This is a genomic window from Pectobacterium sp. PL64, assembly GCF_022477975.1.
Lineage (GTDB): Bacteria > Pseudomonadota > Gammaproteobacteria > Enterobacterales > Enterobacteriaceae > Pectobacterium > Pectobacterium jejuense.
In genome coordinates this window covers 1851426-1876850 of record NZ_CP092070.1, presented here as the reverse complement: position 1 = coordinate 1876850, position 25425 = coordinate 1851426, and the positions used below count along the sequence as shown (strand labels likewise).

The following is a 25425-nucleotide window of genomic DNA, read 5'->3' as shown; positions in this document are numbered from 1 at the left end:
TTTTTTAACAAACTTACAAATTTGACTATTGCAGAAAGGAAAATAGCACTCTATTATCACACTACACGCCACCAATAATATTATTTGAGATTATCACAATGAGCGAAGCACTAAAGATTCTTAACAACATCCGTACTCTGCGTGCCCAGGCAAGAGAATGCACCCTGGATACTTTGGAAGAAATGCTGGAAAAACTGGAAGTCGTGGTTAATGAACGCCGCGAAGAAGATAGCCAGGTTCAGGCTGAAGTTGAAGAACGTGCGCGTAAATTGCAGCAATATCGCGATATGCTGATTGCAGACGGTATTGACCCTAACGAATTATTGCAGTCTTTAGGTTCAGTTAAGGTTGCAGGTAAAAGCAAGCGCGCTGCCCGCCCGGCAAAATATCAATACACTGACGAAAACGGCGAACTTAAAACCTGGACTGGCCAGGGTCGTACACCGGCAGTAATCAAGAAAGCAATCGAAGAGCAAGGTAAATCTTTAGACGATTTCCTGCTGTAATCGTTTATAAGTACTGAATACGAAAAAACCCCCGATAACTATCGGGGGTTTTTCTTTAGTAACGCATATTGCAAAGAGAAAACAGATATGTCGCCATTTTTGGCTGCTCTCTGTTTTTTGTAAACAGAGAGCAATCATTACATTCTGTTATTTTTCTTCTGCTTCAATCGTTTCCTGCAGCCACTGCGCAAATTCCTGGCCTAAACCATCATGGCGTAAACCATATTCCACGAATGCCTGCATATAGCCTAATTTATTACCACAGTCATGGCTCACACCTTTAAGGTGATACGCTTCTACTGTTTCTTTTTCCATCAACATTGCGATGGCATCAGTTAACTGAATTTCATTACCTGCGCCTGGCGGTGTTTTCTCCAGCAGAGACCAAATATCCGCAGAAAGGACATAACGGCCAACGACGGCTAAATTAGACGGTGCTTCGGAAGCTTTAGGTTTTTCAACCACACCAACCATAGGTGCGCTATCCCCTGCTTTTAATTCCACGCCTTTGCAATCAACCACGCCATAGCTACTTACATTTTCAACGGGCTCAACCATAATCTGGCTATGGCCTGTCGTAGAAAAACGCTGCAGCATTTCGCTCAGGTTATCTTTCTTCAGATCGGATTCATATTCATCAATAATCACATCCGGCAGAATAACCGCGACAGGTTCATCTCCGACTAACGGATGCGCGCACAATACGGCATGGCCCAGCCCTTTGGCTAACCCCTGACGCACTTGCATAATAGTGACGTGCTTAGGACAGATAGATTGAATCTCTTCCAACAGCTGACGTTTAACGCGTTTTTCCAGTATGGCTTCCAGTTCAAAACTGGTATCGAAATGGTTTTCGATAGAATTCTTAGAAGAGTGTGTAACGAGAATAATTTCATTAATCCCTGCTGCGATACACTCATTAACAACATATTGGATCAGCGGTTTATCTACCAACGGCAGCATCTCTTTAGGAATGGCTTTGGTGGCCGGCAGCATACGCGTCCCTAAGCCAGCAACCGGTATGACCGCTTTTTTTACTTTTTTATTCACAATAGACATAAACAGCCTCTTATATACCGTTCAAATAATGAACTTTATTTATCTAATCAAGATAACCGCAAGAGTATAACGACTTTAACAAGAGCACGCTTGTCCCAACGTTACCGTTCAATAAAAATAAGATAACTCCCTACATAGTAGGAAATAAAAAATAATACCGAAAGATGGGTATTACCTGAACCCCGTACCATCTCGCGCTATCAGACTATTCTGTAGTCAACATCAGTCGTAAACGGCCACCGCCGCCCCATATCTGGCATTGCCACGCTTCGCACTGATAATTCAGCTGGTTGAGATAAGCGCCTTCAAGCGTGCCTAAAGGGACGCCACTATTCAACGCTATCTGCTGTTCGTTAACATTCAGCGTCGCGTTTAGCCCGGCGGAAATCAATATCAGCTGTTTTAACTGCTGATGGTAATACCCCACAAGTAAAGGAAAACGACCGTCCAGGCTCGCTTGCCGCAACAACTGGTTCACCTGCTTTAACAGCGTCGGCAGATACGGCAAACGGTGTTGTTGATCGGCCAAATGCTCCTGAAGCACCCCATTGAACAAGGTTCTAAGCAGTAACGCTGCCAGCGTCCCACTATTATTGACACCCTGAGTGACATCAAGGCAATAGAACGCTAACTCAGTCTCCGAAAGCGCGGCAATATCCAGCACCAGCCCCGGTTGTTCCGCCGCCGTTAACTGACGATAGTTGACACGGCAACGAGCAAGCGTTTGCTGAACGGGCGGCTGTAGCTGAGCAAGCAGTTTGGTGACTGCTTCAGGAGATTGATTCAGGGAGTCCATGTCCTGCATGAGTTGATCCATCTCATTCAACTGTGAAGTGAACATATCGGGATACAGGCAGGACATCACGGCTTCACGCAAACGAGCATAATCACGAATCGGTTTTAGCAACACATCCTGAACACCAAGCCGCAAGACTTTGGCAATGTCCGCCATCTGGCTGGTTGCAGAAATGATCAGTATTGGCGTGTCGTTGTCTTTCAGGCGCAGACGTTCAAGGAACTCGATTCCTCCCATCGTCGGCATATTCAGATCGCAAATCATTAAATCGGGTTGGTAATGTTCAAGAGTACTCAGCGCATCTAATCCGTTAATCGCTTCCTGAACTGAAGCCCCAAGAGAAGTCAGATAACCAGCGAGCACAGATCGAAAAACGGCCTCGTCATCAATGACTAAAATATGCTTACCCGCTAGTGGTTGTTCCATCAGTACCCCTTACTTCAAACACCGAATAATCACACCTGCTTTAGCGCCAGTGTGCCGGATAGGCGGCACACCCTGTCTTCTTCACTGCATGTGCGTTAGCGCAATGCAGCACGCTTCACTATGCCTCTTTCACTAGCGGCAACAATTCATCACGCATCTTTCCCACCGCCTTATAACCCGCCTCAATCGCCTCCTGCGCCCGATGAAAATCTAAGGTAGCAATCTGGGGACAATGCGGTTGCAGCAACACATCAGGCGGATCGCCCGCCATTCGCGTCATCTTCAACCGATTTTCCAGAATTTGGATCGACGTACTCATTATCTCCATCGCCGTTGGCGAACTTTCCGCTGGCTGACGACGGCCACGCAGTAAGCGTTCCCGGATTCTGCTACGCCAGCCTTGCGGAACATTCTCCACATCAATGTCTGACGCCGTCGGTTTGATCGACAGCAAATCCTGATGATTAAGGCTAGCGTCGTGCTGGAGATCAACCGCGATCACGATATCAGCTCCCATTGCCCTCGCCAGAGAAACGGGGACAGGGTTAACCACCGCGCCATCCACCAGCCAGTAATCGTTAAATCGAACGGGGGATAGCAGGCCTGGCATACTGCAAGACGCACGCATAGCCTGATGCAAGTCGCCTTCCGTCAGCCAGAGCTCACGCCCAGTACTGAGGTTTGTCGTCACTACGCCGTATTTGATATCACAATCTTCAATCTGTGTTGTATGTAACAAATGCTTCACACTATTAAAGACACGATCGCCACGCAACAAACTACCGCGCTGCCAGGAGAGATCCATCAGTCGAATCACGTCCCAGTAACCAAACGCTCTCACCCAGCGATCCATCGAAGATAGATTGTTTGTGGCATACGCCGCGCCAACCAGCGCACCGATAGAACAACCCGCCACAACATCAACCTTTACTCCCATTTCGGTTAATGCATTAAACACACCAATATGCGCCCATCCTTTCGCTGCCCCTGATCCCAAGGCTATTCCAATTTTTTTCCGCTGCATGCTCAATCCACCTGTCTTCATTTTAGCGCACATTGCTACACGTAGAGCTTCTTAGGTAACATATCGGCATCCTGCATAGTGATCTGTTTATTATCTATCAGTTTTTATCTTAAATTTTCTTCAGGAGACGTCGTGTCAGAATCTTGCCCCTGTTGCAGTGGATTGCAGTATAACGCATGCTGTCAACCCTACCTCACGCATGCCGCAACAGCGGCTGAGCCCGCCATATTAATGCGATCGCGCTATACCGCCTATGTCAAACACGATGTCGATTACCTTATCGCCACCTGGCATCCCGACCTTCAGCCCGAGAAATGGCGCGAGTCCCTCGCGGAAAGTTGCCAGAATTCGCAATGGCTCGGCCTTACTATACTGGCAACGTCTCCCGGAAAAACGCCCGATGAGGGCTATGTGGAATTCGCCGCACGTTATATATCTGAAAGCGACAACCAGCGAACAGAAGTGATGCGAGAGCGCTCACGCTTCCTTCGCCAGCATAATCACTGGTACTATATAGACGGCGTTCATTTGCAGACAGGCAGAAATGAACCTTGCCCGTGTGGTTCCGGCAAAAAATACAAAAAATGTTGCGGACAATAGAACACAGGCAGTCGCCCACGCGGCCTTATTGCTGCGTTACCATAAGATCGTTATTTTAGTTTTTGGACAGGATCCACACGCTCATGCAATCCCAAAATATACAAAGAAAAGTATTACGAACCATTTGCCCCGACGCAAAAGGGCTCATCGCGAAAATTACGAATATTTGTTATAAGCACGAACTGAACATCGTGCAAAACAATGAGTTTGTCGATCATCGCACAGGTCGCTTTTTCATGCGGACCGAGTTGGAAGGGATTTTCAACGACACCACGCTGTTAGCCGATCTGGATAGCGCACTTCCCGAAGGCTCTTCTCGCGAATTAACCGCAGCAGGACGTCGTCGCATCGTCGTTCTGGTGACGAAAGAAGCCCACTGTCTGGGCGATCTGTTGATGAAAAGCGCCTACGGTGGTTTGGACGTAGAAATCTCTGCCGTTATCGGTAACCACGATACCTTGCAGACGCTGGTTGAGCGGTTTGATATTCCTTTTCATCTGGTCAGTCATGAAGGACTGACTCGCGAAGAGCACGATCAAAAGATGATCGCGCAGATCGATCAATACAAACCCGATTACGTCGTGCTGGCGAAATATATGCGAGTTCTGACACCGGCGTTTGTTCAGCACTACCCGAATCAGGTGATCAACATTCACCATTCGTTCTTACCCGCCTTTATCGGAGCTCGCCCGTACCATCAGGCTTATGAGCGCGGAGTAAAAATCATTGGCGCGACGGCACACTACGTCAACGATAATCTGGATGAAGGCCCGATCATCATGCAGGACGTTATTCACGTCGACCATACGTACTCAGCGGATGACATGATGCGTGCAGGCCGTGACGTTGAGAAAAATGTCCTGAGTCGTGCGCTGTATCGCGTGCTCGGACAGCGTGTTTTTGTCTACGGTAACCGCACCATTATTCTGTAATTGGTTGATCGGGCATCTTTTTGTATAAGGATGCGCCGAACGGAATAAAAAAACGGCAACCGCATTTATTTTTGATATATACCGCTTTACAGGGGCGCGTCATTTGATATGATGCGCCCCGCTTGAAGCGAAAGCTTCTTGTAGCAAGGCCAGTGGTGGGGTTCCCGAGCGGCCAAAGGGAGCAGACTGTAAATCTGCCGTCACAGACTTCGAAGGTTCGAATCCTTCCCCCACCACCATTTCACAGCAACACCTCTGAATTATCCCCCAACACCAAAGTATCAAATTCCTATCAGGGGAAGGTGAGAACCTTCGACCAAGGTTCGACAAAACCGGCACGGTTTTGAGCAACGCGCGCGTTGACCCGCAGGGTGAGGTACGAAGCACCGAGTTATCCTTCCCCCACCACCATTTCACAGCAGCACCTCTGAATTACATCCCAACGCCAAAGCATCAAATTCCCATCAGGGGAAGGTGAGAACCTTCGACCAAGGTTCGACAAAATCGACACGGTTTTGAGCAACGCGCCGCGTTATTTCCCCACCACCACTCGCACCAATAATCAGCGCGCTATAGGGAATGGGGAAAAATAGCCTTACGCCTTCCCTTTCCAGCGCCCAGGAACATAAGAGAACACGGGAAGCTGCCACGACCAGCGGATTGCAGCCAGACGCACGGCCAAACCAATGCTGAATGACGCCAGCAGGTTAATATCGTGATTAACGTTAAGCGACTTTAGCCCAAGATAGAGAAGTGCGACTAAAAGCGAGACGCTGGCATACAGCTCTTTTTTCAGCACCATTGGCGTACGGTTACAGAAAATATCACGCAGTATCCCACCGAAAATTCCAGTTACGATACCCGCCATAACCACCACCGTCGTTGAATAATTCAGTTGCAGTGCGACGTTGCAGCCAATAACCGTAAAGGCAATCAGCCCCATCGCATCCAGAACCAGAAAGAGTCGGTGCAGATGATGCATGAAGCGCGCAATGATAATCGTGAAAAGACCCGCACCAATGGTGAGGTAGATATAGCCGGGATGCTGCGTCCAGCCGATGGGATAATTACCAAGGAGAATATCGCGAACGGTGCCACCGCCAAGCGCGGTGATAAAGGCAATCATGCCTACGCCAAAAATATCCATATTACGGCGTCCAGCGGCCAGCGCCCCGGACATCCCCTCTGCCGTAATCGCGATCAGATAGATGTAAGTCAGCACACAAGTTATCCTGTGAAATGTGCCACTCCCTCTGTCCGCTTTACCTGAGAGTTTACGCAGCAGTGCTGCTTGCCCCTTCGGTGGGTTGCATTGCAACCTCTCTCCAGTTGGCTTCAATGGAATTCGCAGTTAGGGTAGCCTGAGCGATTATGGGAGTTTGCGCCTTCGGCGGAGCGCCATAGTATTACTGATACTATACGCCCTCTCTCCTGCGAGGTGCGGAGTATAACGGTCGACAAGCCTCGTGTTCAACTGAATATAAGTGAATCTTATTTTTAACGATTCTCATCTGCGCCAACCGTCTCTGAAGCCACAGCAATAAGCCCATCATCGCCGTTAGAAAGCACAGCCTCACCGTGACGGCATCCCTCATTTTCTGCTACCATCTGGTCACATTTTTTAGCGAATGGCAGCGAACATGAAAGTTGTATCTTTTAATATCAATGGCCTGCGGGCGCGCCCTCATCAGTTGGCCGCCATTATCGAACAACACCAGCCGGATGTGATCGGGTTGCAGGAAACCAAAGTCCACGATGACATGTTTCCGTTAGAGGATGTCAGCCAATACGGCTACCACGTTTATTACCACGGACAAAAAGGTCACTACGGCGTCGCGCTGCTGTGTAAAACGCAGCCGATTGCGGTGCGTCGCGGTTTCCCAACGGATGAAGACGATGCGCAGCGCCGGATCATCATGGCAGACTTCGCCACCGAGCATGGCACGCTTACGGTCGTTAACGGGTATTTCCCACAGGGAGAAAGCCGCGACCATCCGGTGAAATTCCCCGCGAAGACACGCTTTTATCAGGATCTACAAACCTATCTGGAGCAGCACCACAGCGCGACACAACCGCTGATTGTGATGGGTGATGTCAATATTAGCCCTACCGATCTGGATATCGGCATCGGCGAAGAGAACCGTAAGCGCTGGTTGCGTACGGGTAAATGTTCTTTCCTGCCGGAAGAGCGTGAATGGATGGCGCGTTTGCAAGGCTGGGGGCTTATCGACACCTTCCGTGCCGCGAATCCAGACAGCAACGATCGTTTTTCGTGGTTTGATTACCGTTCTGCCGGGTTTGATGACAACCGAGGCCTGCGTATTGACCTGATTCTCGCCAGTACGTTCCTGGCCGAACACTGCGTCGCTACCGGTATTGATTACGATATCCGAGGGATGGAAAAACCGTCTGACCATGCACCGATCTGGGCGCAATTTTCGTTGTAGATACTTTCGTTGCAGAAATAGTACGTTGTAAAAGATCGTACGTAGTAAAAATTACATCACCGCTGTGCATCAAAGCCACAGCGGTGATTAAAATTAGCAAAAATATTAGTCGTAGTGCTTTTTAACGCACGATTATTGCTTAACCAACTGCCATATCAGGTTATTCGTTCCCAGCGTTTGCTTGTCGCGCACGCATTGCAGAATCACCCCTTCAACCTTTACCACCGCGCCCTCAGAATAGTTCCGGTTTTCATACACACAGCAGCGCAGGCAGTTGTTACTTTGCTCACGCACCGCGGTCCCAGCGCCCCACACTTCCGGAGGAACTGGAACAACAATATCCGTTCCGCCACGATTAGCCTGTGCCAGCGTAGGCAGTACCAGCATCACACTGGCGAAACACAAAGACACTAACGATTTCATTGCTCCTGCTCCTTCGCTTTTTTAGTCTGAGGCTTACGCCGTTTTGAAGCACCTGACGGCGGCGCTGAAAGCCCTTTAAATGCTCTCACCGCACCGTTCTGTTTCGCTTGCTGAATCAGCTCCTGCAAGGAGTGGGTCAACGGTTGCATAAAATCCTGATAGCGACATTTCTTCTCGCTGATTTGCGTCAACGTGGCTTCCCAATGTGCGGTCATGTCAGGATGCGCCGCGCTCGCAGGCAGTGAGTGAATCAACGCCCGCCCCGCTTCACTCGCGTGAATATAGCGGGCTTTCTTAAACAGAAATGTCCGTTTAAACAATAACTCGATAATACCCGCGCGCGTCGCCTCGGTTCCTAACCCATCGGTCGCCCGCAGGATTTTCTTTAGTTCTTTATCCTGCACAAAACGCGCGATGCCCGTCATCGCCGATAACAGCGTGGCATCGGTAAACGGCCGCGGCGGCTGTGTTTGGCGCTCAACCACCTCGCCGCGTTCGCACAGTAACTCATCGCCTTTTGCCACCACGGGCAACGGCATGCCTTCGTTTTCTTCGTCCCGCTCTTTGCCGCCTAACAACGTGCGCCACCCGGCTTCGGCCAGGAACCGCGCTTTGGCAATAAATTTACCACCCGCGATATCCAGTTCAATGACACACTTGCGAAACACGGCGTCCGGGCAGAACTGCATGATGTACTGCCGCGCGACTAAACCATAGACCTTGCGCTCATTCTCCGTCAGCGAGGCACTTGCACTTCGGGCTGTGGGAATAATCGCGTGGTGAGCATCGACCTTACCATCGTCCCAGCAGCGATTACGTCGATCCACATCCATTACCGGCTGTGGCAACAGATCCGGCTGGTGTACGGATATCGCATTCAAAACAGCATGACGCCCGGCAAAATGTTCCTCTGGCAGATAGCGACAGTCAGAACGCGGGTACGTAATCAGCTTATGGGTTTCATAGAGCTTCTGGCACACGTCCAGCACCTGCTGCGCACTCAGCCCGAAACGCTTCGCGGCTTCGATCTGTAACGTCGACAGCGAATAAGGCAACGGCGCGGTTTCTGATTCCCGCTTATCATTATAGCTGGTGACAATCGCGGGCTGGCCTTCGATACGCTTGACGACATGTTCCGCCAACGAGCGATGCAGCAATCGTCCTTCTTCATCCTGATAAGGTTCACAGGATTCGCTGGGCTGCCACATCGCCACAAAACGCTCATCGGCAGGCGTCACGATATGGGCTTTCACTTCAAAGTAATCTTTGGAAACGAAGTTTTCTATCTCTTCATCTCGTCGTACCACCAGCCCTAGCACCGGCGTCTGCACGCGGCCAACCGACAGCACGCCGTCATATCCCGCATTGCGCCCTAATATCGTATAGGCACGGGTCATGTTAATGCCATAGAGCCAATCTGCGCGGGAACGCGCCAGCGCCGACACGCACAAAGGGATGAACTCTCGGTTCTCACGAAGACGAGAAACGGCACGTTCTACCGCCTGTGGATTGAGATCGTTAACCAGGCAACGACGTACCTGCTGGCGTTTTTCTTCCGGTAGGGAAAGGTATTCCAGCACCTCATCCACCAGCAGTTGTCCTTCACGATCGGGGTCTCCCGCGTGAATCACTTCGGTGGCATCATTCAGGAGCTTTTTTATGGTGTTGAGCTGCTTACTGACCGAGGGTCGCGGCTGCAAAAGCCATTTCTGGGGAATGATAGGGAGATCGGCAAGCGACCAGCGAGCATAGCGCGCATCATAAACATCCGGCTGCGCCTGCTCCAGCAGGTGCCCCACGCACCACGTCACAACATCATTCTGACCGCAGGCAATAAAGCCATCGCCGCGTCGATGCGGTTTGGGTAACACGTCTGCAATCGCCCGCGCAAGGCTGGGCTTTTCGGCAATAAAAAGTCGCATTATTCACCATCAAGCAGACTGGGCATTTCCCGCGCAACTCGCGGGAAAGCACGCTGTAAAACGGGGTGGAAATCGATATTATTCAAGAGATGACGATCAGAAGTAGTGAACAAACGCGTCGGTATCAAGCGACGTAACCGTCGTCGAAGCTTTGAGCACGGGCGTCCCCAGATAGAGGAAGCCGACAATTTCATCCTGCTCACGGCAGTTGAACGCTTCACGCACCAGCGAATTGTGCGTCCAGGCACCGCTACGCCAGATACCGTTAAAGCCCTGCGCCAATGCCGCCATCTGCATGGCCTGAACCGCACAGCCTGCGGAGACAATTTGCTCCCAAAGCGGGACTTTCGGGTTCTCTTCACAATGCGCAACAACGGTGATAATCAGCGGTGCGCGATAAGGTGCCTGACGCGCTTTATCGATACCGGCTTCGTCCAACCCTTCCTGCTGCGCCGCACGCGTCAGTAGCGAACTAAAACGATCCAAACCGTCATTTTCGATCATAAAAAAGCGCCACGGCTTCATTGCGCCATGATCCGGCGCACGCATACCAGCGTGGATAATGTTATTCAATGCGTCACCCGTCGGTGCTGGCGCGGTCAGGCGCGAGGCCGAACGACGATTCAATAGCAATTCAAGAGCATCCATCGCACATCTCCTGTCTGGCAATATAATTTCTGCGGTACAACCCATTTCTACGGTAGAAACGACTGAACGGCAACGTTGCGCGCCACGTTAGCACAAGTAGAAGTTTTGTTACAAGATAACCCCGACAGGGCGCGCTTCTGCGGCGATTTAATGCTGACTTTTTACTGTCCGCTCATTAGGATACTATCACTCCTTGTGCTTCATCACTTGCCAGAGGGCGAGTTGAAGGACGTAGGGCACACGCTGTTTACCCGTTCATGGAGATATCATGCGCACATTGTGGCGAATTTTTAGCGGATTTTTTAAGTGGACATGGCGTCTGCTTAATTTTATCAGAGAATTTATTCTCAATATTTTCCTTATTGCTCTGATTTTAGTTGGTGTTGGGATCTACTCACAGGTAAAAACGACGCCGGAAGAAGCCACGAAAGGGGCGCTGCTGGTCGATTTAACGGGCGTGGTCGTTGATCAACCCACCGTTAACAACAAACTGCGTCAATTAGGACGTGAATTCTTCGGCGCATCGAACAACCGTCGCCAGGAGAACTCTCTGTTCGATATTGTCGACAGTATTCGTCAGGCAAAGAGTGACGACAACATCACGGGAATGGTGCTGGATCTCAGCGACTTTACCGGTGCCGACCAACCGTCTCTGCAATATATCGGCAAGGCGCTGCGCGAATTCCGCGATAGCGGCAAACCTATTTATGCAGTCGGCGACAGCTATAACCAGTCTCAATACTATTTGGCCAGTTTTGCCAATACAGTGTCATTGACGCCACAAGGCAGTGTTGATCTACACGGTTTCGCGACCAACAATCTCTACTTCAAGTCCATGTTGGACAAACTGAAAGTGACCACCAATATCTTCCGTGTGGGAACCTATAAATCAGCCGTTGAACCGTATCTGCGTGACGATATGTCACCGGCTGCACGCGATGCCGATGGCCGTTGGATCAATGCCCTGTGGCAGCAGTATTTAAATACTGTTTCTGCTAACCGCCAGATTACACCTCAGCAGCTCTTCCCTGGCGCAACCAGTATCCTTGCAGGCCTGCAGGCCGTTCAGGGCGACACCGCGCGCTATGCGCTGGATAACAAGCTGGTCGACGAAGTGGCATCACGTTCCGTGACCGAGCAATCGCTGGTTAAAGCGTTCGGCTGGAATAGTCAGAAGAACAATTTTAATTTCATCAGCATTTACGACTACACCATCAAACCGCCGGTGCAAAACAACAACCAGATCGCGGTTGTGTTTGCCAATGGCGCAATCATTGATGGCCCGGAAACGCCGGGAATGGTCGGTGGTGATACCACGGCGGCACAAATCCGCGCCGCGCGCCTCGATCCTAAAGTCAAAGCGCTGGTACTGCGCGTCAATAGCCCTGGCGGTAGTGTCACCGCATCGGAGTTGATTCGCTCAGAATTGATGGCGCTCCGTTTGGCAGGTAAACCGATCGTGGTATCCATGGGCGGTATGGCGGCATCGGGCGGCTACTGGATCTCAACGCCAGCGAACGCAATCATCTCCAGCGCCAGTACGCTGACAGGTTCTATCGGTATTTTTGGCGTGATTACCACGTTCGAAGATTCGCTGGAAAACCTTGGAGTCCACACGGATGGCGTTGCCACTTCGCCACTGGCCGATCTGTCGATCACGAAATCACTGCCGCCTGAATTCTCGCAGATGATGCAGTTAAGTATCGAACGCGGTTATAAGAACTTCATTGATATCGTAGCGCAGGCGCGTAAGAAAACGCCTGAGCAAATCGATCAGATCGCGCAAGGTCACGTCTGGATCGGTAGCGACGCGAAAGAAAATGGTTTGGTCGATCAGATCGGCGATTTTGATGATGCCGTGAAGAAAGCGGCCGAGCTGGCAAAACTGGGACAGTATCAGTTGAACTGGTATGCCGAACAGCCAGGTTTGCTCGACACGATGCTGAATCAGGTGAACGCCTCCGTTTATGCCCTGCTGCCCGTTGCCGTCCAGTCTATGCTGCCAGCTCCGGTCGCACAGCTGGCGGAAGCCATGCGGTCACAGCCGTCCATCATGAATAACCTGAACGACCCGCAGAACCGGTACGCATTTTGCCTTACCTGCGGAGAAGTCCGGTAGCGTTTAGACAAACCTCAAGTCTAGCCCGGTAATAGTCATTACTTATGGTGATATTACCGGGCTGTTTTTCCCTCTATAATTCTCGGTTTAACCCTGACTCACACCACCATGCGAAAGAAATCCATTTATGTCGCCTATACGGGCGGCACCATCGGCATGCAGCGCTCTGCTAATGGCTACGTCCCGGTATCCGGTCATTTACAGCAGCAGTTGGCAAAAATGCCGGAATTCCACCGCGAAGAGATGCCGTCGTTCACGATTCATGAATATGACCCGCTGATCGACTCGTCTGATATGACGCCAGCGGATTGGCAATCCATCGCGGACGATATTCAAAACCATTACGATGACTACGATGGTTTCGTGATTCTGCATGGTACTGACACGATGGCGTTCACCGCATCCGCGCTCTCGTTTATGCTGGAAAATCTTGCTAAGCCGGTTATCGTGACAGGGTCACAAATTCCGCTAGCGGAATTGCGCTCGGACGGTCAGACCAACCTGCTGAACGCGCTGTACGTTGCAGCTAATCATCCGATTAATGAAGTCGCCCTCTTCTTCAATAACAAACTGCTGCGCGGCAACCGAACCACCAAAGCTCACGCGGATGGCTTTGATGCTTTTGCCTCCCCCAACTATCCACCGCTGCTCGAAGCCGGTATCCATATTCGTCGGCTGGCACCGACCGTGGAATGTAACAACTGTCCGCCGCTGAAAGTGCATCACATTACACCGCAGCCTATCGGGGTGATTACGATTTATCCCGGCATTTCTGCCGATGTCATCAGCAATTTCCTCCGTCAGCCGGTGAAAGCGCTTATCCTGCGTTCCTACGGCGTTGGCAACGCGCCGCAAAGCCCCGGACTACTGCACGAATTACGTGAAGCCTCCGCACGCGGTATTGTGGTCGTCAACCTGACACAGTGTATTTCTGGGCGCGTAAACATGGGCGGTTATGCGACAGGCAATGCGCTGGCGCATGCGGGCGTTATCAGTGGTTTTGACATGACCGTCGAAGCCGCGTTGACCAAGCTGCATTACTTACTGAGCCAGCAAGACCTAAGCGCCGATGAAATTCGCCAGCTGATGCAGCAGAACCTGCATGGGGAATTGAGCGATAAAGATTGAGTCAATCACGGAGTCGTAATGAAAAAAGCATTGCTATTAGTTGATTTACAAAACGATTTTTGTCCCGGCGGCGCACTGGCCGTTAACGAAGGCGACCATGTTGTTGCGGTTGCCAACTGTGCGATTGAGGCCTGCATCGCCGCTGGCGTTCCAGTAATTGCCAGCCAGGATTGGCACCCTGCCAATCACGGCAGTTTTGCGGTTAATGCGTATACCAAGGTCGGAGAACTCGGCGAGTTAAACGGATGGCCGCAGATCTGGTGGCCCATTCACTGCGTACAGGGAACAACCGGCGCTGATTTTCATCCAGCACTGAATCAGTCAGCCATTCAGTGGATCGTACAAAAAGGGATTCAGCCGGAGATCGACAGCTATAGCGCTTTTTTCGATAACGGACATCGAGTGAAAACCGAATTGGATGCGTGGCTACACGCCAACCACATCACCCATTTAACCATTCTGGGGCTGGCGACTGATTATTGCGTCAAGTTCAGCGTGCTGGATGCGATTGCGCTGGGCTATCACACCGAAGTCTTGGTGGATGGCTGTCGCGGCGTGAATCTTTCGCCTGATGACAGCGAATTCGCATTACGGGAAATGGCACAGCGTGGGGCGACATTGACGGATATGACGCAGTTTCTTACTACGTTGTCTGCCGCTGACTAACGCGACTAACAACCGAAATAGCGGCAGCCGTGCGGCTGCCTGCTTCTGTTTTACGCGTCGGGTTTTAACGTAATAATAGCGTCAGCGATGTTAAACTCGCGCTTCAGCTCCTGCTTGCTCTTCATCACGATTTCGCCATCAGTGCCAATCGTCATGTGCTCAGCCTGTTCATTATGGCGAGCCTGCCACATCATCACCATTTGCAGGCAGTTTTCTTTCTGTTCCGCCGTCAACGCGACACCGTCTGGCCATTTGCCCAACTCCACCGCCGTGACTAACCGTTGGTAAATTTCTGGCGTCATGGCGTCGATCAGATCATTGAGTTCCATATCCGGTTTCTGCTCCGAGAAAGGTCAGATTTATTCTTACTGGGTTCTTGTGCTAACAGCGTTTTTAGTAGCTGAATCGTTTAAAGCAAGCTATCATCTAGCTTATCGCCGTCGCACCTATCGCAGACAGATTACCCGTCAACGCGTTCGCCATCAACGTCGTCGATGAAACTCAGTGAAGCCGAATTCACGCAGTAGCGTTCACCCGTGGTTTTCGGGCCATCAGGGAACACGTGCCCCAGGTGCGCATCACACTGCCCGCAGCGGATCTCGATACGGCGCATATTGTGTGAATCATCTTCCAGATAGCGAATAGCCTCTGAGGAGACCGGCTGATCGAAGCTCGGCCAGCCACAGCCAGAGTCGTATTTGCTGTCGGAATAAAACAGCGGAGCCTGGCAGCACAGGCAGTGATAAGCGCCAGTGCGCTTGTTATGCAGCAATTTGCCTGAAAACGCAGGTTCCGTACCACGTTGCTGGGTGACATAGCGCTGCATCTCTGTCAATTCAGTATTGTCGGATGGGGTACGCGAAGCAGAGTCGTTAGTCATAGGAAGTCTCACGGCGGGTATTATCAATTCAATTAATCATTGATTATAACAAAAAATTAACAACCTAACAGGCTGTTCTGGCCTAATATTAGGAATGTTATTAGCATGAATATTTAATTGTGATGTGCATCACATATTGAGATCACACAGGCTTTATATGATGCATTTCACCCTCATATCAGTCTTAGATGTTACTTAGTTACAGGGTCGAGCGGTTTTCGCACAAAGTTTGGTCATAGGTTTGACTTACAGCAACTATTGACACGATTCCGCTTGACGCTCAGCAAGGTTTTTGTAATTTTACAACCAACCTTTTATTCACAAACCAATAGCTGGTGGAATATATGACTATCAAAGTAGGTATCAACGGTTTTGGCCGTATCGGCCGTATTGTTTTCCGCGCTGCGCAAGAGCGTTCTGACATCGAGATCGTTGCAATCAACGACCTGTTAGATGCTGAGTACATGGCGTACATGCTGAAGTACGACTCAACTCATGGTCGTTTCAACGGCACCGTTGAAGTTAAAGATGGCCACCTGGTTGTTAACGGCAAAACCATTCGTGTTACCGCAGAGCGCGATCCTGCAAACCTGAAGTGGAACGAAGTCAACGTGGACGTTGTTGCTGAAGCAACTGGCCTGTTCCTGACTGACGACACTGCACGTAAACACATCGCTGCTGGTGCGAAGAAAGTCGTTCTGACTGGTCCATCTAAAGATGACACCCCGATGTTCGTTATGGGCGTAAACCACAAAACTTACGCTGGTCAGGAAATCGTTTCTAACGCATCTTGCACCACCAACTGCCTGGCGCCACTGGCAAAAGTCATCAACGACAACTTCGGTATCGTTGAAGCACTGATGACCACCGTTCACGCAACCACTGCAACGCAGAAAACCGTTGATGGCCCGTCTCACAAAGACTGGCGCGGCGGCCGCGGCGCAGCACAGAACATCATCCCATCTTCTACCGGTGCTGCTAAAGCAGTAGGTAAAGTGATTCCTGAGCTGAACGGCAAACTGACTGGTATGGCGTTCCGCGTTCCTACCCCTAACGTTTCTGTTGTTGACCTGACTGCACGTCTGGAAAAACCAGCGTCTTACAAAGAAATTTGTGCAGCAATCAAAGCCGCTTCTGAAGGCGAGCTGAAAGGCGTTCTGGGCTACACCGAAGACGAAGTGGTTTCTACCGATTTCAACGGTGAAAAACTGACTTCCGTATTCGATGCTAAAGCGGGTATCGCTCTGAGCGATAACTTTGTGAAACTGGTTTCCTGGTACGACAACGAAACTGGTTACTCAAACAAAGTTCTGGATCTGATCGCTCACATCTCTAAATAAGCGTCAGCGATGATTCTGTGAAAAAAGGGCGACGTGATGTCGCCCTTTTTTATTGTCTATTGCAGATTTCTTTTTACCACGAAAAACAATCAAAAAAAGGCACTATCATGCATAACACAATGTTCTCACTCCCTGTCATGAAGCAAATTAGCGCGACCCTCACCCAGCGTCAGTTGGACCAATTACCTATCATCGTCGTCGATCACCCTGAAGTGCGCGCCGCAGTCGCATTACAAGGTGCGCACCTGCTCAGCTGGCAGCCAACAAACGAAGAGCCGGTGCTCTGGCTGAGCGACAATACGCCTTTTACTCATCACGTTGCGATTCGCGGCGGTGTCCCGATCTGTTTCCCTTGGTTTGGCCCTTTCGCCGATCCTAATCACGGTTTTGCCCGCCTGCTGCCGTGGGAATTTACCGACCACAGCGAAGATGAACACGGCGTACAGCTCACCTTTACGCTGAAAGACAATGAAGAAACGCGCAAGAGCTGGCCGCATGCGTTCACGCTCATCGCCCGCTTCAAGCTGGGCAAAGAATGTGGCATTGAACTGGAAGCGCATGGCGATTACAGCATTACCAGCGCGCTGCACACCTATTTCAATATCGGCGATATCAGCGATATCCGCATTGCGGGTCTGGGTGAGACATTCGTTGATAAAGTGGATCAGGGCAAGCTGGCAACGCAGCAAGGCGATCTGGTCTTTACCGACCGTACAGACCGCATTTATACCCGCCCGCAGGACACCAGCGTGGTACATGATGCAGTACTGAAACGTGCTATCGAAGTGCACCATACGCACCATAGCGATGTCGTGTCATGGAACCCCGGTGCTGAACTCTCTCGTACGATTAGCGATATGACCGATGAGGGATATAAAACGTTCGTGTGTGTTGAAACTGCGCGAATTAATCAACCGTTTGTCGCATCCGCCAACGCACCGGCGCGTCTGGCGACAGTTATCCGTATCAAGAAATAATCACGCGATAGGCGTATGACGATGTCGCCATACGCCCTATTTATTCTGCAAATTCTTTTCCGTCAATCCTTTCGCTACACCACATCCAGATGCTGTTTACGCGTCGGCGGTGGAAAAGCCTGATCGAGCTGTGCGATATCTTCCGTCGATAGCACCACGTCCAGCGCTTTGGCATTTTCCTGAACATGCTTCACAGAACTGGCTTTAGGAATCGCGATCACGCCCGGTTGACGAATTGCCCACGCCAGTAGCAGTTGAGCAGGCGTGATACTATGTTCACATGCAATGCGGTTCACTACCGGATGCGAGAATAATCCATCACGTAGGCGTCCAGCCTGCGCCAGCGGACAATACGCCATCACTGGAAGTTGCTGTTGCTGACACCACGGTAGCAAATCAAACTCAATACCTCGCGATGCCAAATGGTAAAGCACCTGATTGGTCATGCAGCGCTGCCCGCCATTTAGCGACCACAGCTCCTGCATATCCTCAAGGTCGAGATTGGAGACGCCCCACTGGCCGATTTTTCCCGCCTGCTGCAATCGCTCCATCGCCGCAATCGTATCCACTAACGGGATACCGCCGCGCCAGTGCAGCAGATACAGATCGATACGCTCAGTTTGCAGTCGCTTCAGGCTGCGTTCACACGCCTGTATCGCCTTTTCGCCTCCCGCATTGTGCGGATAGACTTTCGACACCAGATAAACGCTGTCACGGCGGCCACGTATCGCTTCACCGACGACCTCCTCCGCCCGGCCTTCCGCATACATTTCGGCCGTATCAATCAGCGTTAAGCCAAGGTCGATCCCCGTTTGCAGCGCCGTCACCTCCTGCGCTTTCATTCGGGCATCTTCGCCCATGTACCACGTTCCCTGACCGATCGCCGGTACGTGGGTGTCATCTGGAAAACGAATCGCTTTTGTCATGCGTTCCTCCCTGTTTGCCGTCAACGTAACGAGTTTGCCATTAAACCTAACATGGCATTCAGCGCACCATAAACGTGCAAATGGGGTGATATCACCCCATTATTGTACGGCAGATGCACTATGCTTACGAAGAGCATTAAAAGCGCTCACGAAAAGCATCAGAAGCGATAGCTGACGCCTGCGCTCATTAAGATACTGTGGTTACTATCAACAATCGGGCTGTCTTTCATTTCGTCAGACAGACGCGTGTAGCGGCCCACAGCCCAGGCGCTCCAGCTTTGGTTAATCTGATAACCGGCGCTCAGTTCAAGATACGGGGCCCAGCCATCGCCAGGGCTATACTGGTTAAAGCCAGAACGGGCGGACTCCTGTGCGCTAACGCCGTAGTAATACTGGTTCATGTTTTCACTGAACCAGGTGGCACCGATACCGGGGGTGATACTCAGATCGCCCATGGAGAAGCGGTAAAGGTAAGCGGTATCCCACGCAAAGCCGTTGCTGTAATCCAGCGTATCCCCGGCCAGCACAGTACGAATTTCACCCCAATCGGCAGTATGACGATAAGCCGCACCCGCCATCAGCGTACCGCGGCGTTTGTCCAACTGCTTCATACGCAGATCGTCGCTATCTCCCGGCTTAAACCCTAAAGGCAGGTAGTAGGCCGTTAAAGAGAAACGATTTGCGCCGTCATTCCACAGGTAGTATCCACCACCCAGCCCGCGGAAATAAAAATTTTCACTTTCATAATTCAGTACAGGAAGCGGATAAACGTCATTATCAACACCACGGTACACGGACGTTGAACCCGCAGCGCCAAGGCCCAGAGAGACATCTGCGGCATAGGCTGAAGGCAGGAGCACAGCACCAGAAACCAGTGCGGCCAGCATACATAGTTGAGGTTTTTTCACAGTTTTCTATTTCCTATTACAGATAAATATCATGAAACATGATAAGCCAATTACACACGTTCGCGTTCAGGTTATATAAAAATAACATTAACGAATAACCTATATATTCGATAGGTTTTACGTGCGCTAACGTCGGTAATAGGCCGTGTTCTGAAGGCTGAACGCCCATTCTCTATAATGGTACACGGATTTTCCTGAAAGTGAGTCCTTGAAATATCTTAAAAATACGCCTGTGGACTAGAGGAAATTTTACGGATGCAAACTACGCTTTAATACAGAAGGTGACGTCTTCCTGACCAGCAGGAATGAATAAAATCACGACGCCCCGACGCTACAAGTTGGCATAAGGGTTGCTGGACTCAGGAGATTTCTTCTTTCGGGGGGCAATACATTAATAGGCATATATTCCACACGCTCTCTTAATCTGTGCTAATCGACGAAGGACGGGCATCGCTATGAACATATTTGATCACTACCGCCAGCGCTACGACGCTGCCAAGGACGAAGAGTTCACTCTGCAGGAATTCCTTACCATCTGTCAGCAGGATCGCAACGCTTATGCGAACGCGGCTGAACGATTGTTAACGGCTATCGGTGAGCCTGTAATGGTGGATACCGCCCAAGAATCACGAATGTCGCGCCTATTCTCGAACCGGGTGATTGCTCGCTATCCTGCTTTTGAAGAATTTTACGGTATGGAAGAGGCCATCGAACAGATTGTCTCTTACCTGAAACATGCCGCGCAGGGATTGGAAGAGAAGAAACAGATTCTGTATCTGTTGGGGCCGGTCGGCGGCGGGAAATCCTCTCTGGCCGAACGCCTGAAAGCGCTCATGCAACGCGTACCAATTTATATCCTTAGCGCCAACGGCGAACGCAGCCCGGTGAATGACCATCCGCTCTGCCTGTTCAACCCGCAGGAAGATGCCGCGATACTTGAGAAAGAGTATGCCATCCCGCGGCGCTACCTCGGCACCATCATGTCACCGTGGGCAGCCAAGCGCCTTCAGGAATTTGGCGGCGACATTACCAAGTTCAAAGTCGTCAAAGTGTGGCCATCAATTCTGGCGCAAATCGGGATCGCGAAAACCGAACCTGGGGATGAGAACAATCAGGACATTTCAGCGCTGGTCGGTAAAGTCGATATCCGCAAGCTGGAGCATTATGCTCAGAACGATCCCGATGCCTACGGCTACTCCGGCGCGTTGTGCCGGGCGAACCAGGGCATTATGGAATTCGTCGAAATGTTCAAAGCGCCGATCAAGGTGCTTCATCCTCTGCTGACGGCAACACAAGAAGGCAACTATAACGGGACGGAAGGCATTGCCGCCCTGCCGTTCAACGGGATTATTCTGGCGCACTCCAATGAATCCGAGTGGGTACAGTTCCGTAACAACAAGAACAATGAAGCGTTTCTTGACCGCGTGTATATCGTGAAGGTGCCGTACTGCCTGCGCGTGTCCGAAGAGGTCAAGATCTACGACAAACTGCTGGACCACAGCGAACTGACTCATGCCCCTTGCGCGCCCGGCACGCTGGAAACGCTGGCCCGTTTCTCCATTCTGTCGCGTCTGAAAGATCCGGAAAACTCCAGCATCTACTCCAAGATGCGGGTTTACGACGGAGAAAGCCTGAAAGATACCGATCCGAAGGCGAAGTCCTATCAGGAGTATCGCGATTATGCGGGCGTCGATGAGGGAATGAACGGCCTGTCGACCCGCTTCGCGTTCAAGATTCTGTCGCGCGTTTTTAACTTCGATCACAGCGAAGTCGCGGCCAACCCAGTACACCTGTTCTACGTGCTGGAGCAGCAGATCGAGCGCGAGCAGTTCCCGCAGGAGCTGGCAGAGAAGTATTTAGAGCACCTGAAAGGCTATCTGACGCCGAAATACGCCGAATTTATCGGTAAAGAGATCCAGACCGCCTATCTCGAATCCTATTCCGAATATGGCCAGAATATTTTTGACCGTTATGTTACCTATGCGGATTTCTGGATTCAGGATCAGGAGTACCGTGACCCAGATACTGGCCAGCTGTTTGACCGAGAGTCGTTGAACGCCGAGCTGGAAAAGATCGAGAAGCCCGCAGGCATCAGCAACCCTAAAGACTTCCGTAACGAGATCGTCAACTTTGTCCTGCGCGCCCGTGCCAACAATAGCGGCCGGAATCCAAACTGGACCAGTTACGAGAAGCTGCGCACTGTCATTGAGAAGAAGATGTTCTCCAATACGGAAGAGCTGCTGCCTGTGATTTCGTTCAATACCAAAACCTCAACGGATGAACAGAAAAAACATGATGACTTCGTCGATCGCATGATGGAGAAAGGCTACACCCGGAAACAGGTGCGTTTGCTGTGCGAATGGTATCTGCGGGTGAGGAAGTCATCATAATGACGCACGATGCTGGCAACAGCGTTTGGGGGAAACATGGCCTATTTTATTGACCGACGACTGAACGGCAAAAACAAAAGCACGGTGAACCGCCAACGCTTTCTGCGCCGCTATAAGTCGCAAATAAAACAGTCGATTTCCGAGGCCATTAATAAGCGTTCGGTGACCGACATCGAAAGCGGGGAGTCGGTGTCGATCCCCAATGCAGACATCAACGAACCGATGTTCCATCAGGGCCGTGGAGGACGCCGCCACCGCGTCCACCCGGGCAACGATCACTTCGTACAGAATGACAAAATCGAGCGGCCACAAGGAGGTGGCAGCGGTGGTTCCGGTCAGGGGGATGCCAGTAAAGATGGCGAAGGCGAAGATGAATTTGTCTTTCAGATCTCCAAAGACGAATATCTGGATCTGCTGTTTGAGGATCTGGCGTTGCCGAATCTGAAGAAGACCCAGCATCGGCAGATGAACGAGTACAAAACGCACCGAGCCGGTTACACCGCTAACGGCGTTCCTGCCAATATCAGCGTGGTACGTTCGCTGCAAAACTCGCTGGCACGCCGTATGGCGATGACAGCGGGTAAACGGCGCACGCTGCATGAGTTGGAAGAGACGCTGGAACAGCTGGCGCACACCGAACCCGCACAATTGCTGGAAGAGGAACGGCTGCGGCAGGAAATTAACGAACTGCGCCAGAAAATCGCCCGCGTGCCTTTTATCGATACGTTTGACCTGCGCTACCGGAATTACGAGCGCCGAGCCGAGCCGTCGAGCCAGGCCGTGATGTTCTGTTTGATGGACGTATCCGGTTCTATGGATCAGGCGACGAAAGACATGGCGAAGCGCTTTTATATTCTGCTGTATCTGTTCCTCAGCCGAAATTATAAAAACGTCGACGTCGTCTACATTCGCCACCATACCCAGGCCAAAGAGGTCGATGAACAGGAGTTCTTCTACTCTCAGGAAACCGGCGGCACCATTGTTTCCAGTGCGTTAAAGCTGATGGAGGAAGTGGTTCGCGAGCGTTACGACCCATCGCAGTGGAATATCTACGCAGCACAGGCGTCGGATGGTGATAACTGGGCTGATGACTCACCGCTGTGTCACCAGATTCTGGCAAATCAGCTTTTGCCGATGGTACGTTACTATAGCTACATTGAAATCACCCGGCGTTCACACCAGACGCTCTGGCGCGAATATGAAACACTGCGCGATACGTTCGATAATTTCGCCATGCAGCATATCCGCGATCAGGATGATATCTACCCTGTCTTCCGTGAACTCTTCCGTAAACAAACTGTAGGGCATTGACCCGCCTCTCAATCAGCCAGTTATCTGTTAATGATTAATCGTTAGCTGGCTGATTTTCTCTTTCTGGGCATTTTTCTATAAACATGCATTTAAAATACATGTATTATAAATCGCATTATACCTGCACAGAGAATCGCTTATGAACATTGATAAATTCAAACACCAGCACAACGAAATACTCGAAAGCATTGATACCCTGCGTCAGCTATCCCGGGCCGGTGTGACAGAAAATGCCACTGACATCGCCCGCGCCATCGTCGCTATGAGTTCAACCATCAAGCTGCACCTTTCCGCAGAAGATCGCGTGCTGTACCCTTCGCTTCAGCGCAGCGGTGACGAACAGTTAACGAAGATGAGTCAGCATTATCAGAATGAAATGCAAACCATTGCCGCAGATTACGATGCGTTTTCCCGTCGCTGGAATACGGCTTCGCAGCTGGTGGGGCACGACAGGGATTTCCGGGCGGATGCCAATAACGTGTTGCGCAAGGTCTATGAACGCATGCAGCGGGAGAATCATGATTTTTATCCCCGCATTGAAACGGCCTGAGTGGATTAAGCACGTTTGACTAAAGGGCGGAAAATCTCTGTTCCGCCCTGTTGATTCTGTTGATTAGCGCCTTCATGCAACCTCGCCACGCCATTTTCCTTCACATTATCGTGACATTGTCACAAAGATAACGCTTTCTTTCCGCCAGTGTGCGCATTACCCTGTCGAACCCATAAAACATAGATTTCTGCTTTTGTTATGCAACGATTTGTTCTGATTTTACTGACTCTGGTTCTACTCGGCCCTCTGGGCATCGACATCTATTTACCGCTTATTCCCGCTATCGCCGTGGCGCTGAACAGCCCTGAATCGCTGATTCAATCCACCGTCGCCCTGTTTATTCTGATCATGGGATTAGGCCAACTGCTGGCGGGGCCGCTGGTCGATAAATACGGCCGACGCCCTATGGCGCTGGCTGGCGTGATTATCTATCTCATCGGTGCGATCATGGCTGCGCTAGCTACCAGCGCCACGCTATTTGTCCTCTCACGTCTTTTTCAGGGGCTGGCCGTCTGTTGTACCGCCGTCGCCATTTTCAGCAGCGTGCGTGACAAACTGAACGGCGACGATGCCGCCAGAACCTATGGCTTTCTTAACGGCACGTTGAACATTGTGCCGGCGCTGGCGCCGCTATTAGGTGGGCTTTTGGCCGAAGCCTTCGGCTGGCGTGCGCCCTTCTGGTTCCTCGCAGGCTACAGCATTCTGGTACTGGCACTCGTCATCCGCTTCCTGCCCGAAACGCGCCCGGATTCAACGTTGCCCGTACACGGCTTGCCGCTCCGCCAATACGCACGCCTGTTATCCGATCGCCAATTTCTGGGATTCGCCTCAGTCAACGCGGGCGCCATGGGGATGGCATTGACCTATGTCACCTTCTCTCCCGTGGTATTGATGAACGAGGCTCAGCTCACGCCGCTTGAGTTTTCCATTGCCTTTGGCGTCAACGGTTTTTGGATCATGCTGGTCAGCTTCTTTGCAAATCGCATTATTCGCAAAGTCGGCCGACCGCGCTGTCTGGCTATCGGTAGCCTGCTGATGGGGGCTGGGTTTCTTTCGCTGCTTGGCGGCGTCGTTCTCTTACCCGACGCGATGCAAGACACCTGGCCAACCTACATGCTTCCCGTCGCACTGGCCTGTGCCGGTCTGGCATTTTTGATCGGCCCGTCCACCAGCTACGCGCTGGAGCCTTATTCCAATGAGGCGGGGATTGCGTCGGCGATGGTAGGATTTGTGCAGATGGCGGGCGGCGCAGCGCTGGGCTTGATGGCTATGGCGCTCCCTCTGCCGTCAAAAGTATCACTGGCGCTGGTCATGCTCTGTGCCGCCCTGCTGGCGATACGCGCCCGCCTGCTGACGCGGCACCACAAGGGCAGCATTACGTCACTGCCCCGCGCGTAGTTCAAAACTAAGTAATTAAAAATTAAGTAGTTAAAAAATAAGCAGTTCC

Annotated in this window: 24 protein-coding genes, 1 tRNA gene, 1 other RNA gene and 1 riboswitch; of the genes, 15 read left to right on the top strand and 11 right to left on the bottom strand. The window is 51.2% G+C overall.

What is annotated here, in order from left to right; genetic code table 11:
• Window positions 1–98 precede the first annotated feature (98 nt).
• Entirely contained in the window at window positions 99–506 is a 408-nt protein-coding gene (hns, locus tag HP572_RS08260; RefSeq protein ID WP_010275331.1) for a histone-like nucleoid-structuring protein H-NS, read from the top strand.
• Window positions 507–653: 147 nt separating this feature from the next.
• Here the strand turns inward: hns and galU are convergent, their stop codons facing one another.
• The 3 genes from galU to rssA form a co-directional block, all read right to left on the bottom strand.
• Entirely contained in the window at window positions 654–1565 is a 912-nt protein-coding gene (gene galU / locus HP572_RS08255; RefSeq protein WP_010275334.1) for a UTP--glucose-1-phosphate uridylyltransferase GalU, read from the bottom strand.
• A gap of 205 nt (window positions 1566–1770) precedes the next feature.
• Window positions 1771–2787 (bottom strand): two-component system response regulator RssB, encoded by a 1017-nt coding sequence (rssB, locus tag HP572_RS08250; protein ID WP_010275338.1) that lies wholly within the window; start codon window positions 2785–2787, stop codon window positions 1771–1773.
• A 118-nt stretch (window positions 2788–2905) separates the two neighbouring features.
• A complete protein-coding gene (gene rssA, locus HP572_RS08245) occupies window positions 2906–3811 on the bottom strand; it encodes a patatin-like phospholipase RssA (protein WP_205550552.1) in 906 nt (301 codons plus the stop codon).
• 132 nt (window positions 3812–3943) lie between these two features.
• Here rssA and HP572_RS08240 point away from each other — a divergent pair, with 132 nt between their 5' ends.
• From HP572_RS08240 to HP572_RS08225, 4 genes are all read left to right on the top strand, one after another.
• Window positions 3944–4411: a YchJ family protein gene (locus HP572_RS08240; RefSeq protein WP_240585300.1), complete on the top strand. Its 468-nt coding sequence runs from the start codon at window positions 3944–3946 to the stop codon at window positions 4409–4411.
• Window positions 4412–4494: 83 nt separating this feature from the next.
• Window positions 4495–5343 carry a formyltetrahydrofolate deformylase gene (gene purU, locus HP572_RS08235; protein WP_010275347.1) on the top strand — a complete coding sequence of 283 codons (849 nt, stop codon included), beginning with the start codon at window positions 4495–4497 and terminating at the stop codon, window positions 5341–5343.
• A gap of 154 nt (window positions 5344–5497) precedes the next feature.
• Window positions 5498–5582, top strand: a tRNA-Tyr gene (locus HP572_RS08230).
• A gap of 43 nt (window positions 5583–5625) precedes the next feature.
• A non-coding RNA gene (locus HP572_RS08225) (RtT sRNA) lies at window positions 5626–5754 on the top strand.
• Between the two features lie 184 nt (window positions 5755–5938).
• Here the strand turns inward: HP572_RS08225 and HP572_RS08220 are convergent.
• A complete protein-coding gene (locus HP572_RS08220; protein WP_039277547.1) occupies window positions 5939–6565 on the bottom strand; it encodes a trimeric intracellular cation channel family protein in 627 nt (208 codons plus the stop codon).
• A 21-nt stretch (window positions 6566–6586) separates the two neighbouring features.
• Window positions 6587–6682: riboswitch (glycine riboswitch) on the bottom strand.
• 301 nt (window positions 6683–6983) lie between these two features.
• Between HP572_RS08220 and xthA the strand changes: the two genes are divergently transcribed.
• Window positions 6984–7790, top strand: a complete 807-nt coding sequence (gene xthA / locus HP572_RS08215; protein ID WP_240585299.1) for an exodeoxyribonuclease III — start codon at window positions 6984–6986, stop codon at window positions 7788–7790.
• Window positions 7791–7922: 132 nt separating this feature from the next.
• Here the strand turns inward: xthA and HP572_RS08210 are convergent, their stop codons facing one another.
• From HP572_RS08210 to HP572_RS08200, 3 genes are all read right to left on the bottom strand, one after another.
• Window positions 7923–8213: a YnjH family protein gene (locus HP572_RS08210; protein WP_095994509.1), complete on the bottom strand. Its 291-nt coding sequence runs from the start codon at window positions 8211–8213 to the stop codon at window positions 7923–7925.
• Complete coding sequence (locus HP572_RS08205) at window positions 8210–10135, bottom strand: DNA topoisomerase III (RefSeq protein ID WP_205550554.1); 1926 nt, start codon at window positions 10133–10135, stop codon at window positions 8210–8212. The genes HP572_RS08210 and HP572_RS08205 overlap by 4 nt, the downstream gene beginning before the upstream one ends.
• Window positions 10136–10231: 96 nt before the next feature.
• Window positions 10232–10783 (bottom strand): NAD(P)H nitroreductase, encoded by a 552-nt coding sequence (locus tag HP572_RS08200; protein WP_205550556.1) that lies wholly within the window; start codon window positions 10781–10783, stop codon window positions 10232–10234.
• 268 nt (window positions 10784–11051) lie between these two features.
• Between HP572_RS08200 and sppA the strand changes: the two genes are divergently transcribed.
• The 3 genes from sppA to pncA all read left to right on the top strand — a co-directional run bounded on the left by sppA (window position 11052) and on the right by pncA (window position 14696).
• On the top strand, window positions 11052–12902 hold the full coding sequence (gene sppA, locus HP572_RS08195; protein ID WP_240585298.1) for a signal peptide peptidase SppA: 1851 nt from the start codon (window positions 11052–11054) through the stop codon (window positions 12900–12902).
• Window positions 12903–13010: 108 nt separating this feature from the next.
• Entirely contained in the window at window positions 13011–14030 is a 1020-nt protein-coding gene (gene ansA, locus HP572_RS08190; protein WP_240585297.1) for an asparaginase, read from the top strand.
• Between the two features lie 18 nt (window positions 14031–14048).
• Entirely contained in the window at window positions 14049–14696 is a 648-nt protein-coding gene (pncA, locus tag HP572_RS08185) for a bifunctional nicotinamidase/pyrazinamidase (RefSeq protein WP_240585296.1), read from the top strand.
• Window positions 14697–14746: 50 nt separating this feature from the next.
• Here the strand turns inward: pncA and HP572_RS08180 are convergent, their stop codons facing one another.
• Window positions 14747–15025: a YeaC family protein gene (locus HP572_RS08180; RefSeq protein ID WP_010275380.1), complete on the bottom strand. Its 279-nt coding sequence runs from the start codon at window positions 15023–15025 to the stop codon at window positions 14747–14749.
• A gap of 131 nt (window positions 15026–15156) precedes the next feature.
• Window positions 15157–15576, bottom strand: coding sequence for a peptide-methionine (R)-S-oxide reductase MsrB (msrB, locus tag HP572_RS08175; protein WP_029367374.1), 420 nt, complete (start codon window positions 15574–15576; stop codon window positions 15157–15159).
• Window positions 15577–15920: 344 nt separating this feature from the next.
• Here msrB and gapA point away from each other — a divergent pair, with 344 nt between their 5' ends.
• Both gapA and HP572_RS08165 read left to right on the top strand, forming a co-directional pair.
• A complete protein-coding gene (gene gapA, locus HP572_RS08170) occupies window positions 15921–16916 on the top strand; it encodes a glyceraldehyde-3-phosphate dehydrogenase (protein WP_048260224.1) in 996 nt (331 codons plus the stop codon).
• Between the two features lie 107 nt (window positions 16917–17023).
• Window positions 17024–17893 (top strand): D-hexose-6-phosphate mutarotase, encoded by an 870-nt coding sequence (locus HP572_RS08165; RefSeq protein WP_240585295.1) that lies wholly within the window; start codon window positions 17024–17026, stop codon window positions 17891–17893.
• A gap of 74 nt (window positions 17894–17967) precedes the next feature.
• On the opposite strand, the gene HP572_RS08160 is transcribed toward HP572_RS08165, so the two are convergent.
• Window positions 17968–18819, bottom strand: coding sequence for an aldo/keto reductase (locus tag HP572_RS08160; RefSeq protein WP_240585294.1), 852 nt, complete (start codon window positions 18817–18819; stop codon window positions 17968–17970).
• 158 nt (window positions 18820–18977) lie between these two features.
• Window positions 18978–19727: a MipA/OmpV family protein gene (locus HP572_RS08155; RefSeq protein ID WP_205550567.1), complete on the bottom strand. Its 750-nt coding sequence runs from the start codon at window positions 19725–19727 to the stop codon at window positions 18978–18980.
• Window positions 19728–20182: 455 nt separating this feature from the next.
• On the opposite strand from HP572_RS08155, the gene yeaG reads away from it, so the two are divergent.
• The 4 genes from yeaG (at window position 20183) to HP572_RS08135 (ending at window position 25376) form a co-directional block, all read left to right on the top strand.
• The gene (gene yeaG, locus HP572_RS08150) at window positions 20183–22117 is read left to right on the top strand and encodes a protein kinase YeaG (protein ID WP_010275400.1); all 1935 of its coding nucleotides are present in this window, start codon (window positions 20183–20185) and stop codon (window positions 22115–22117) included.
• Between the two features lie 36 nt (window positions 22118–22153).
• The gene (locus HP572_RS08145; RefSeq protein WP_240585293.1) at window positions 22154–23428 is read left to right on the top strand and encodes a YeaH/YhbH family protein; all 1275 of its coding nucleotides are present in this window, start codon (window positions 22154–22156) and stop codon (window positions 23426–23428) included.
• A 139-nt stretch (window positions 23429–23567) separates the two neighbouring features.
• Window positions 23568–23978 (top strand): hemerythrin domain-containing protein, encoded by a 411-nt coding sequence (locus tag HP572_RS08140; protein WP_205550571.1) that lies wholly within the window; start codon window positions 23568–23570, stop codon window positions 23976–23978.
• A 198-nt stretch (window positions 23979–24176) separates the two neighbouring features.
• On the top strand, window positions 24177–25376 hold the full coding sequence (locus tag HP572_RS08135; RefSeq protein WP_240585292.1) for a multidrug effflux MFS transporter: 1200 nt from the start codon (window positions 24177–24179) through the stop codon (window positions 25374–25376).
• Window positions 25377–25425 lie beyond the last annotated feature (49 nt).

Excerpts from the sequence above, each read along its gene's own strand:
- HP572_RS08180 (WP_010275380.1), bottom strand. The coding sequence starts at position 15,025 with ATGGAACTCAATGATCTGATCGACGCCATGACGCCAGAAATTTACCAA.
- HP572_RS08205 (WP_205550554.1), bottom strand. The coding sequence starts at position 10,135 with ATGCGACTTTTTATTGCCGAAAAGCCCAGCCTTGCGCGGGCGATTGCA.
- hns (WP_010275331.1), top strand. The coding sequence starts at position 99 with ATGAGCGAAGCACTAAAGATTCTTAACAACATCCGTACTCTGCGTGCC.
- gapA (WP_048260224.1), top strand. The coding sequence starts at position 15,921 with ATGACTATCAAAGTAGGTATCAACGGTTTTGGCCGTATCGGCCGTATT.
- HP572_RS08140 (WP_205550571.1), top strand. The coding sequence starts at position 23,568 with ATGAACATTGATAAATTCAAACACCAGCACAACGAAATACTCGAAAGC.
- HP572_RS08165 (WP_240585295.1), top strand. The coding sequence starts at position 17,024 with ATGCATAACACAATGTTCTCACTCCCTGTCATGAAGCAAATTAGCGCG.
- msrB (WP_029367374.1), bottom strand. The coding sequence starts at position 15,576 with ATGACTAACGACTCTGCTTCGCGTACCCCATCCGACAATACTGAATTG.
- xthA (WP_240585299.1), top strand. The coding sequence starts at position 6,984 with ATGAAAGTTGTATCTTTTAATATCAATGGCCTGCGGGCGCGCCCTCAT.
- HP572_RS08145 (WP_240585293.1), top strand. The coding sequence starts at position 22,154 with ATGGCCTATTTTATTGACCGACGACTGAACGGCAAAAACAAAAGCACG.
- rssB (WP_010275338.1), bottom strand. The coding sequence starts at position 2,787 with ATGGAACAACCACTAGCGGGTAAGCATATTTTAGTCATTGATGACGAG.
- pncA (WP_240585296.1), top strand. The coding sequence starts at position 14,049 with ATGAAAAAAGCATTGCTATTAGTTGATTTACAAAACGATTTTTGTCCC.
- HP572_RS08210 (WP_095994509.1), bottom strand. The coding sequence starts at position 8,213 with ATGAAATCGTTAGTGTCTTTGTGTTTCGCCAGTGTGATGCTGGTACTG.
- HP572_RS08160 (WP_240585294.1), bottom strand. The coding sequence starts at position 18,819 with ATGACAAAAGCGATTCGTTTTCCAGATGACACCCACGTACCGGCGATC.
- galU (WP_010275334.1), bottom strand. The coding sequence starts at position 1,565 with ATGTCTATTGTGAATAAAAAAGTAAAAAAAGCGGTCATACCGGTTGCT.
- purU (WP_010275347.1), top strand. The coding sequence starts at position 4,495 with ATGCAATCCCAAAATATACAAAGAAAAGTATTACGAACCATTTGCCCC.
- ansA (WP_240585297.1), top strand. The coding sequence starts at position 13,011 with ATGCGAAAGAAATCCATTTATGTCGCCTATACGGGCGGCACCATCGGC.
- HP572_RS08135 (WP_240585292.1), top strand. The coding sequence starts at position 24,177 with ATGCAACGATTTGTTCTGATTTTACTGACTCTGGTTCTACTCGGCCCT.
- yeaG (WP_010275400.1), top strand. The coding sequence starts at position 20,183 with ATGAACATATTTGATCACTACCGCCAGCGCTACGACGCTGCCAAGGAC.
- HP572_RS08200 (WP_205550556.1), bottom strand. The coding sequence starts at position 10,783 with ATGGATGCTCTTGAATTGCTATTGAATCGTCGTTCGGCCTCGCGCCTG.
- rssA (WP_205550552.1), bottom strand. The coding sequence starts at position 3,811 with ATGCAGCGGAAAAAAATTGGAATAGCCTTGGGATCAGGGGCAGCGAAA.
- sppA (WP_240585298.1), top strand. The coding sequence starts at position 11,052 with ATGCGCACATTGTGGCGAATTTTTAGCGGATTTTTTAAGTGGACATGG.